The sequence below is a fragment of the Polyangium jinanense genome (assembly GCF_028435365.1).
The window spans coordinates 397,398-407,244 of sequence record NZ_JAGTJJ010000006.1 but is presented as its reverse complement, the minus strand read 5'-3'; the positions used below and the strand labels follow the sequence as shown (position 1 = coordinate 407,244).

The following is a 9,847-nucleotide window of genomic DNA, read 5'->3' as shown; positions in this document are numbered from 1 at the left end:
GCGCAGTTCTTCCAACCCGAGTCCAGGGCTTGCCCTGGTTCGGGTCGAGGGGCGAACAGCCCCCGCGGGGTCCGGGGCAGCGCCCCGGCGCGGCGGCTTGCAATCGCGGGAAACGCGGACTTGCTCAGCGGGATGGGACAGCCTTCGGACGGCTTCCGACGAATGCCGCCAGGTGCTCGCCGGTCAGCGTCGACTTTGCCGCCACCAGGTCGGCTGGGGTGCCTTCGAACACGATCCGCCCGCCGTCGTGGCCTGCGCCTGGCCCGAGGTCGATGATCCAGTCGGCGTGCGCCATCACCGCCTGGTGGTGCTCGATCACGATGACCGACTTGCCGGAGTCGACCAGCCGGTCCAGGAGGCCGAGCAGCTGCTCGAGGTCGGCCAGGTGTAGCCCGGTGGTCGGCTCGTCGAGCACGTAGACGCCGCCGTCTTCACCCATGTGCGTTGCGAGCTTGAGCCGCTGCCGCTCGCCACCTGACAGCGTGGTGAGTGGTTGGCCGAGCCGCAGGTAGCCGAGCCCCACGTCGGCCATGCGCTGCAGGATCGCGTGCGCGGCTGGCGTACGCGCCTTGCCGGCGCCGAAGAAGTCGACCGCGTCTTTGACCGGCAGGTCGAGCACCTCGGCGATGTTGCGCCCGCCGAACCGGTACTCGAGCACAGACGCCTGGAACCGCTTGCCCTCGCAGTCCTCGCAGACCGTCGTGACGCCGGCCATCATCGCGAGGTCGGTGTAGATCACCCCGGCGCCATTGCAGGTCGGACACGCGCCCTCGGAGTTGGCGCTGAACAGGGCGGGTTTCACGTTGTTCGCCTTCGCGAACGCCTTGCGGATCGGCTCCAGCAGATCGGTGTAGGTCGCTGGGTTGCTTCGCCGCGAGCCACGGATCGGGGCCTGGTCGACCGACACCACCCCGTCTCGGCCCGACACCGAGCCGTGGATCAGCGAGCTCTTGCCGGACCCCGCCACGCCGGTCACCACCACCAGCACGCCGAGCGGGATATCGACGTCGACGTTCTTCAGGTTGTGCGTGCGGGCGCCGCGCACCTTCATCACACCCGACGGTTTCCGCACCGACCGCTTCAGCGAAATCCGGTCGCTCAGGTGACGCCCGGTGAGCGTACCGCTCGCCCGCAGCCCGTCGACGGTGCCCTCGAAGACCACCTCGCCGCCCGCGGTGCCGGCGCCGGGGCCGAGATCGACGACGTGGTCGGCGATCGCGATCGTCTCCGGCTTGTGCTCGACCACGAGGACGGTGTTGCCCTTGTCGCGCAGCCGCAGCAGCAGATCGTTCATCCGCTGGATGTCGTGGGGGTGCAGCCCGATCGTCGGCTCGTCGAAGACGTAGGTCACGTCGGTGAGCGACGAGCCGAGGTGGCCGATCATCTTGGTGCGTTGCGCCTCGCCGCCCGACAGCGTGCCGGTCGGCCGGTCGAGGCTGAGGTAGCCCAGCCCGATCTCCACGAACGAGTCGAGCGTGTGGCGTAGCGCCGAAAGGAGCGGCGCGACGGACGGTTGGTCCAGACCGCGCACCCACGCGGCGAGGTCGCTGATCTGCATCGCGCAGGCGTCGGCGATGTTCTTTCCCTTGATCTTGGAGGACCTGGCGGCCTCGCTGAGCCGGGTGCCGCCGCACTCGGGGCAGGTGGCGAACGTGACCGCCCGCTCCACGAAGGCGCGGATGTGCGGCTGCAGCGCGTCGACGTCCTTGGACAGGAACGACTTCTGGATCGTGGGGATCAGGCCCGCGTACGTCAGGTTGATGCCGTCGACCTTGATCTTGGTCGGCTCCTTGTGGAGCAGGTCGTGGAGCTCCTTCTTGGTGAACTTGCGGATCGGCTTGTCCGGGTCGAAGAAGCCGCAGCCGCGGAAGATCCGGCCGTACCAGCCATCCATGCTGTAGCCGGGGATCGAGAGCGCACCCTCGTTGAGCGACTTCGTGTCGTCGTACAGCTGGGAGAGGTCGATGTCGCTGACCGATCCCATGCCCTCGCATCGCGGGCACATGCCGCCGGTGCGGGTGAAGACGACCTTCTCGGCCTTGCCGGCTCCCTTCTCGACCGTGATCGACCCGGCCGCGCGGACCGAGGGGACGTTGAAGGCGAAGGCCTGGGGCGGGCCTACGAACGGTTTGCCGAGGCGGCTCCACAGCACCCGCAGCATCGCGTTGGCGTCGGTCACCGTGCCGACCGTCGAGCGGGGGTTGCCGACCAGTCGCTCCTGGTCGACGATGATCGCGGTCGTCAGCCCTTGCAGGACGTCGACTTCGGGCCGGTCCAGCGTCGGCATGAATCCCTGCACGAACGCACTGTAGGTCTCGTTGATCAGCCGCTGCGACTCCGCCGCGATTGTGCCGAACACCAAAGACGACTTGCCCGATCCCGAGACGCCGGTAAACACGGTCAGCCGCCGCTTGGGGATCTCGACGCTGACGTCCTTCAGGTTGTTCTCCCGGGCGCCCTGGACGCGGATCAGATCGTGGTTGTCTGCGGGGTGCTGGCTTTTGGAGACCATGTTGGGCTCATGTCATCGAGCACCAACGGGTTTGTCAAGAGACGCCGCCGGGTTTGTCCAGGGACCCCGCAGGCGTCTCGGATCACCCACGAGATCGAGCAGACGCCTCGCTACGTCGTCTTCGACGACCGCTTCCTGCGCGGCTGCGGCAAAGGCCCTGTCCCGCGCGCCCTGCGCTCGCTCCCTGGCGGCGGTGAGAACCCCGCGGTTTCGAGCTCACGCACCGTCACCGCGCGTGCCTCCGGCGGCGTCACGAGCGCGGCCCGGAAGAGGATCCCTTCGAGCTCCGCGTCGTTGCCCGGGAAATCGTAGTCCACGAGCGCCGCCAGCGCGCGCGGATCGATCCCGAGCGGCGCCTGCCGCAGCCGCTTTCCGATGCGCGTGAGCGTCTCCAGCACGAGGAGCGAGAGATCCTCCCCGCGCGACGAGAGCGCCGGCAGCGCCACGGACCGATCCCCGAGCCGATCCGCCAGCGCCTCCGAGAGCTTCCCGCTCGCCGCCAGCGAGTCCACCGTGCCCGGCAGCGCCACCACGAGCCCCACGTCCGCGGGCAAACCCGACGCGATCCGCATCTGCACGAGCTCCGGCAGCACGTGCGCGTCGAGCAAGACGAGTGTCCCACCCGCGGCAAGCGCGAGCGGCGACGCGACCCGATCCTGCCACTTCGCCGTGTCGTGCTCCGCCGGGTTCGTCCCGTCCACGATCACCATGACGCCCTTCTTGCGCGCCGACGCAAGGTGCACGAGCGCCGCCCACGCGACCGCGTCGATCCCAGGCGACGTCAAGAGCGTGACCGGCACGTCCACGCCCGCGAGCTGCTCCAGCCGCTGCACCGCCGCCTGCGCCGCGGGGCTGTAAAGCGCGACCCGCGCCCGCTGCTCGAAGCTCTTCGCCACGGCCTCGAACTGGCCCTCGATGCGCCCGAGCTCCGTCGCGAGGCGCGCGCGCTCCGCTTCGCGCGTTTCGAGGTCGCCCCGCGCGACGAGCTCACGCTCGCGGGAGCGCGACAGCATCGACGACACGCCGAGCACCGCGGCCAGCCGATCCGAGAGCTGCCGCAGAGCCCGCACGTCCGAGAGCGCCTTGGGCGCGACCCGCGCCCCCGCGGGCACCGTGAGCGCCCCGATCGGGCCATCCACGTCGCGGACCACGCTCACGGCCGAGAGGTGGTTGTCCTCCATCCACGCGATGAGCGGACGCACCTCGGGCTTCCGCACCGACACCGCATGCATCACCTCGATCCGCAGGATCCGCTCGGGCTCCGCGTCCGCGAGCGAGACGAGCCGCGGCGGCATCTCGGCCTTTTTCGTGTGAAGGAAGCCAGCGCGATCGACGCTGACCTGTTCGGCCGGGAAGAACCGGTAGAGGGCCGGCGGATCGCCGTCTTGCCCGAGCGCGCCGCGCAGCTCGAAGAGCGCCGATCGGAGCGCATCTTCCGGATCAGGCGTCATCGCCGCCCGCGTCGCAGCCTGCAGCGCCGGCAAGAGCCGCCCGCTCCCGGGCCCCGCCCGATGCGCGAGCCTCTGCGCGACGAGCGCCGCAATCGCAGCCGCCCCCGCCGCCCCGAACGCGATCGGCCCCGCCACGGCCGGCCGCACGTGCGCCGCATAGACCGCGCCAAGCGCGATCGGCGCGACGAGGCCCGTCGTCGCCAGCGTGAGCCGAAGGACCGAGAGGACCGTCTCGGGCTCACGGCTCGCCGCCGCAAACGCCGCGCCGACCGACGCAAGCACCACCGCGATCGGCAAGACCCGCTCAGGCGGGAGGACCTGCGCCGCGGCCGCGAGGATCCCCACGGCGAGCGCGATCGAGCCGAGCCAGAGCGCCGCCTGCGCCCGCTCCGCCACGCCGATCTCAGCGCGCCGCGTGGCCGCAAGCCGCGCCGCCGCGAAGAGCTGGACGCCGAGCGAGCCGATCGACGCAGCCACGGTCGCATAGTCGATGAGCAGCGGATCGAGCCCCTCGGTGCGCTCGGGCAGCATCGCAGCCGCGCCGGGCAGCGCCGCCGCGACCACCCAGAAGAACGCGGCAAACGCAGCAGCGTCGAGCCTACGCGCCGAGGGACTCGGCTCCGCGAGCCCACCAAGAGGTTTGATCCGCGCAATGGCCCACAAGGAGCCCATCGCTGCCAGCGCGACGCCGAGGTTCTCGCCTGCGACGAAGCCCGGCGCGCTCGCCCCGCATCGCGACGCAGTGAAGAGCGCAGCGCCAGCGATCGTGAGCCGCGCAGCCGAGCGCGCGCCCGGATCGAGCGTATCGTCGCCGCGCACGTCCTCCGCAGTCAGCCTCCAGCCGACCACACACGCGAGCGGCAAGAGCAGCGCAAACCACGTGCTCGCATCCCCGCCCGTCGCCCAGAGCCCCGCAACCGCGGCATACGCCACGGCGAGAGCCGCGATCCAGAGCGAGCGGGTATGCCAGGGCATCGCCCGGCAGGGTAGCGGAAGGGCAGCCGCTGGGCCAAAGGGCAGGGGCGCCGCGCCGGGGCTCTGCCCCGGACCCCGCGGGGGCTGTTCGCCCCTCGACCCGAACCAGGGCAAGCCCTGGACTCGGGTTGGAAGAACTGCGCGATGCGCAGTTCTTCCACGAGCCGGTGGGACAGGGACAGCGTTGCCAGTCGAAAGGTCAGCGCTGCTGTCTTGGTCGGCAGGGTCGTGGCTGGTCTTGCCTCGGCCTGTTCGATGAACTGCGCATCGCGCAGTTCATCGACCAAGGGTCCAGCGCTTGCGCTGGTCCGGGTCCCGGGGCGGACAGCCCCGGGTGGGGCCTGGGGCAACGCCCCAGCGCAGCGGCCCCCCTCCTCAGCCGAGGGGCTTACCGCCCGTGACGCCGAGCACCTCGCCGTTCACGTAGCTCGACTCGTTCGACGCGAGGAACACGTACGCTGGCGCGAGCTCTGCTGGCTGCGCGGGCCGCTCCATGGGGCTGTTTTCCCCGAAGCGCGCGTTCTTGTTCGCCGGGAACGACTGCACGACGAGCGGCGTCCACACCGGCCCTGGCGCCACCGTGTTCACCCGGATCCCGCGCTCGATCAGCCCCTGCGCGAGGCCCTTGCTGAAGGTGACGATCGCGCCTTTCGTGGCCGCGTAATCGAGGATCTCCGGGCTCGGCTGGTAGGACTGGATCGATGCCGTGTTGATGATGACGCTGCCCGGCTTCATGTGCGGCAGCGCGTGCCGGACGATGTGGAACATCGCGAGGATGTTCACGCGGAAGGTGCGCTCCACGCGCTCGGCGTCGAGCTCCTCGAATGTCTCGACGGCCTTGCCCTGCTCGGCCGCGTTGTTCACGAGGATGTCGATGCGGCCGAAGGCCTTCACCGCGTCCTCCACGAGCTTCTTGCATGCCGTGTCGGACGAGAGATCGCCGGGGAAGAGCGCGGCTTTCTGGCCGGCTTCCTCCACGAGGCGCTTCGTCTCGTTCGCGTCCTCGTGCTCGCTCAGGTACGCGATGCCCACGTCTGCGCCCTCGCGCGCGTAGGCGATCGCGACGGCGCGCCCGATGCCGCTGTCGGCGCCGGTGATCAGGGCGATGCGGTCCTTCAGCCGTCCGAGCCCTCGGTACGACGTCTCCCCGTGGTCCGCTCGAGGCTGCATGCCCGACTCGGCGCCGGGGTGCTCCTGCTCCTGCGCTGGGAACGGAGGTTTCTGCCCGAGGTCTTTGGGATCCTTCTTCGCGGCTTGCTTCATGATTCCCCCCGGCGACGTACCTGGGGTCCGGAGGGACCAACCGAAAGGATGGACGCCGGATGGGTTCGTCCGCCGCGATCATCCCTTCACTTCAGGATGAGCCGCATCGAGAAGGGGCCCGCGGGGCTCCCCGCGTTCGTATCGACGAACAGGATCGTGGGCGTCACGCCGCCGGGGATGCGGATGACCTCGTCGCCCTTCTCCGGCGAGTCGATGCACCCGTCCTGCGCGAGCTGGGACATGTCGTTCTCGCAATCGGTGCGCGCGTAGAGCACGGCGTCGAAGGTCGCGTCGAGCTGCACCTCGATCTCCTTCGCGAGCGGCGCCTTGATCGAAAAAATCGTCTGTCGCCCTTGCCCCGCGCAATCGTTCGTGTCGCAGGCTCCGCATTTCGCGTCGTTGTCGGGGCCGACCTTGTTCACGCCGAGCACCATGGCGGTGGTGCCGATCGGCGTGCCGAGCACGACGGGCACCGGGCCCGTGCAGCTCGTGCCTGGAAAGAAGCTCACGGTCAGGTGGTAGGCGCCCCGATCCTCCGACGTCCGGCCGTCCACGAAGAGGTAAATCCGCTCGCCCGTCATGACCGGGAACGAAAGGAGCTCGCCGCCGAGGGCGCTCTGGTCATGGCAAAGCACGACGCCGTCCGGGTTCGAGCAACTCGTCCGGCGCGCGTAGAGAACGCTGTTGAAGCTCGTCGCCGTGGCCGGCAGGCTCGCCGTGAGATATCCGGTCTGCTCCGCGTCGAAGACGTAGACGTGCTCCGGGCCGCTCGACGTCGTGCACCCCGTGAACGGGCCACTCTCGATCGTGCCCTTTGCCTCGGTCGTCTCGGCGTCGATCTCCACCGTGCCCCAGTCCACGAAGACGAGCGGAATGGCGTCGTCGCAGCCGAGCCCCTGCGGAGGCGCGCCTCCGGGACCGCCGTCCGCCTCGTCGCCGCCGGTGCCGCCGGTGCCGCCGCCACCACCACCGCCCGCGCCCGAGGTGACACCGATGGGCTCGATGCCCACCACGAGCCCGCAAGCCGAGAGGCTCGTGGTCGCGACGGCAAGCGCCCCGAGGACACGAAGACCCAAAGGACGAGCAGCGCCTCCCATCAGAACGCTCCTCGCACGACGCCGCCCACGCTCGCCGGCTCTGCGACCGGCAGGATCTCGATGCGCCCGGCGGCCGGCCGTTTGCCCGACCCGCTCGTGAGCCAGACGATCGCGCCCGCCGCGAGCGCGGCGCCTCCCACGACGAACCCTGCCGTCGACGCGCCCGCGAACCGCGACGCCTCGGCCCCCTTGTCGGCCACGGCTTGCGTGCACCCGGACAAACCCGCGGGCGCGCTGCATTGCCTGGGCGCCATCTCTTTGACCTCCTCCCATTTCGCGAAGGCCAGCCCGCCGGTCACGCCGCCGACCGTGAACCCCGCGAGGGCCACGCCCCCGAGCGAAAGGACCAGCGGGGGCGGAGGGCTCATCCCTCGCCGTTCGTCGCGTCCACGTGGCACCTCGCGCACGCGCGGCGCCCACGCTGCGGGCGCGGGGATGGGCACGGTCACCGTCTCGCCATTCCTCGACACGTTCACGACGCTCTCCCAGGCCTGTTTGTCCGGCCGGATGGCGCGGATCGTGTGTTTTCCGAGGTCCACCGGCATCGGCGTGCCCCAGAGCGCCTCGCCGACCGCCACGCCGTCGCGCGTGATCGTGAGGCCCTTCCGGTCCGCGACGGACGCCGGCACCATCAGCACGAGCCTCGGCAGCTCGGCATCGAGGGCGTCGGCGCGGGCGCGCGCCTCGGCCTCGCGCGCTCGGTTTTTCCCGGTCGCCTTGTCGGCCTCGGCGACCGCGACGTAGAGCGCCCACGCGCTCGCGGGCCGCGCCGTCGCCTCGTAACACCTGGCGAGCTCGAGCTTCGTCCCGTTCGCCGGATCGAGCCGATCGCTCTCCTCGTACATCTCGCAGGCGCGCGCGTGATGCCCCTCGAGCGCGAGCACGTACGCGTCCTGGTAGAGTTTTTCCGCGGTCGCGCGGACATCGGGCGGCACCTCGGCGGACGCGCTGCCCGCGAGCGTCACCGCGAACGCGGCCCCGAGGAGGAGGGCCGCGGCGCGGGGGAGATTCCTATCGATAATCACGCGAGCCAATAGGACCATTCTAGGCAAGCCCCCGTGCGCCATGGCGCAGCCGTCCTCGCGCAGATGATGTTCGTCAATAGCGCGGAGGAGGTCGGGGTGTCGAGCGATTCTGTGGAAAAACCGTCCGCCCTGTGGTCGAAGGAGGCGCCGACCCCGACGAAATCGGAACGACCCCGACAGAAGCGGCCGCGGGCGCGACCGTTTTGGCCTCGTTCGGGGCCTGCTCCGACGCGGACAAACCCGTGCTCGGGAGGGTCGCGGGGAGGGGAGGAAACAGAAAAGACGATGCGGCGGGGACCGGCGACGCGGTCGTATGGGCCCCGGGGGACATCTTGTAAAAGAATCCGCCGAGCGGCACGCTGAGCGTGAGCACGATCGCGGCCGCCGCGAAATGCCGCACCATGGCGCGCCGCGGCTTTGCCGTATGCGTCTCGGTCGGCGCGCCGAGGTTCGACGGGAGCGTCCCGCCCTCTGCTGGAATCGTCGTTTGAATGCCTGCGCGCGTCCACGGCGGAGGGGTGCGGCCGAGGTCCATCGTTTGATCGGCTCGCAGCGCGAAGCTCGCATCGACCTCTGGCACGGCGGCGATCGACATCGCGGCTTTTTTCGTCGCCTGAGCGTGCACACGCTCGATGCGCGCGACGAGCGCCGCCGGCGGCTCCGGGTCGGGGCGCGCGAGCGGCGCGAGATCACGCGCCAGGGCGACCACGTCCGGATAACGCCGCTCGCGGTCCTTCTCCAGGCAACGCAGGATGATCGCGTCGAGGCTCGGCGGCAGGTCCTTGCGGAGCGAGGACGGCACGGGCGGCTTCTTGTTCGCGAGCTGGGAGAGGATCTGCAGCACGTTGCTGCCGCCGAAAGGACATTCCCCCGTGACGAGCTGGAAGAGGATGATCCCGAGCGCCCAGATGTCGCTTCGCCCGTCGATGTCGCGCGCGGCGTTGATCTGCTCGGGGGACATGTAGAGAGGCGAGCCCACGATCGCGCCGGTGCTCGTGCGGGTCGGGCCTTCGTCGCGGAGGAGCTTCGACACCCCGAAATCGAGCACCTTGACGCAGGGCGAGCCGTCGTGGGCCTGGGTCAGGAAGAGGTTGTCGGGCTTGAGGTCGCGATGGACGATGCCGAGCGCGTGGGCCTCGGCGAGCGCCTCGCATGCGTGCAGGACGTGGATCGCCGCCTCCTCCACGGGCAGCGGACCGACCTCGGCGAGCCGCGAAAGCAAGGTTTGTCCTTCGAGGTACTCCATGACCATGAAGGGCGCATCGTTCGGCAGGCGTCCGACGTCGTAGACGCGCGCGACGTGCGTGCTGCGCAGCTCGGACAGGGCCCGCGCCTCGCGCAGGAAGCGCTCGATGCAGAGGGCCGAGGCGACCACGTGGGGCTGCATCACCTTGATCGCGCGGCGCGTGCGCAGCTCGAGGTGCGTGGCCGCGACGACCACGCCCATCCCGCCGGAGCCGAGGAGACGATCGACGCGGTATTTCTCCGCGATCACGTCCCCGATTGCGACCGGCAAACTCATGG

6 protein-coding genes are annotated in these 9,847 nt (G+C 70.2%); all 6 read right to left on the bottom strand.

Translation table 11 applies throughout. The features are described from left to right. Positions 1-124: 124 nt before the first annotated feature. The 6 genes from KEG57_RS16700 to KEG57_RS16675 all read right to left on the bottom strand — a co-directional run bounded on the left by KEG57_RS16700 (position 125) and on the right by KEG57_RS16675 (position 9,845). The gene (locus KEG57_RS16700) at positions 125-2,512 is read right to left on the bottom strand and encodes an ATP-binding cassette domain-containing protein (RefSeq protein ID WP_272418629.1); all 2,388 of its coding nucleotides are present in this window, start codon (positions 2,510-2,512) and stop codon (positions 125-127) included. A 110-nt stretch (positions 2,513-2,622) separates the two neighbouring features. Continuing rightward, positions 2,623-4,938: an AAA-type ATPase lid domain-containing protein gene (locus KEG57_RS16695; protein ID WP_272418630.1), complete on the bottom strand. Its 2,316-nt coding sequence runs from the start codon at positions 4,936-4,938 to the stop codon at positions 2,623-2,625. A gap of 375 nt (positions 4,939-5,313) precedes the next feature. Further along, positions 5,314-6,201, bottom strand: a complete 888-nt coding sequence (locus tag KEG57_RS16690; RefSeq protein WP_272418631.1) for an SDR family oxidoreductase — start codon at positions 6,199-6,201, stop codon at positions 5,314-5,316. 86 nt (positions 6,202-6,287) lie between these two features. Further along, positions 6,288-7,298, bottom strand: a complete 1,011-nt coding sequence (locus tag KEG57_RS16685; RefSeq protein ID WP_272418632.1) for a hypothetical protein — start codon at positions 7,296-7,298, stop codon at positions 6,288-6,290. Further along, positions 7,298-8,323 carry a hypothetical protein gene (locus KEG57_RS16680; RefSeq protein ID WP_272418633.1) on the bottom strand — a complete coding sequence of 342 codons (1,026 nt, stop codon included), beginning with the start codon at positions 8,321-8,323 and terminating at the stop codon, positions 7,298-7,300. Before KEG57_RS16680 ends, KEG57_RS16685 begins: the two co-directional genes overlap by 1 nt. Positions 8,324-8,396: 73 nt before the next feature. After that, a complete protein-coding gene (locus KEG57_RS16675; protein WP_272418634.1) occupies positions 8,397-9,845 on the bottom strand; it encodes a serine/threonine-protein kinase in 1,449 nt (482 codons plus the stop codon). Positions 9,846-9,847: the final 2 nt, after the last annotated feature.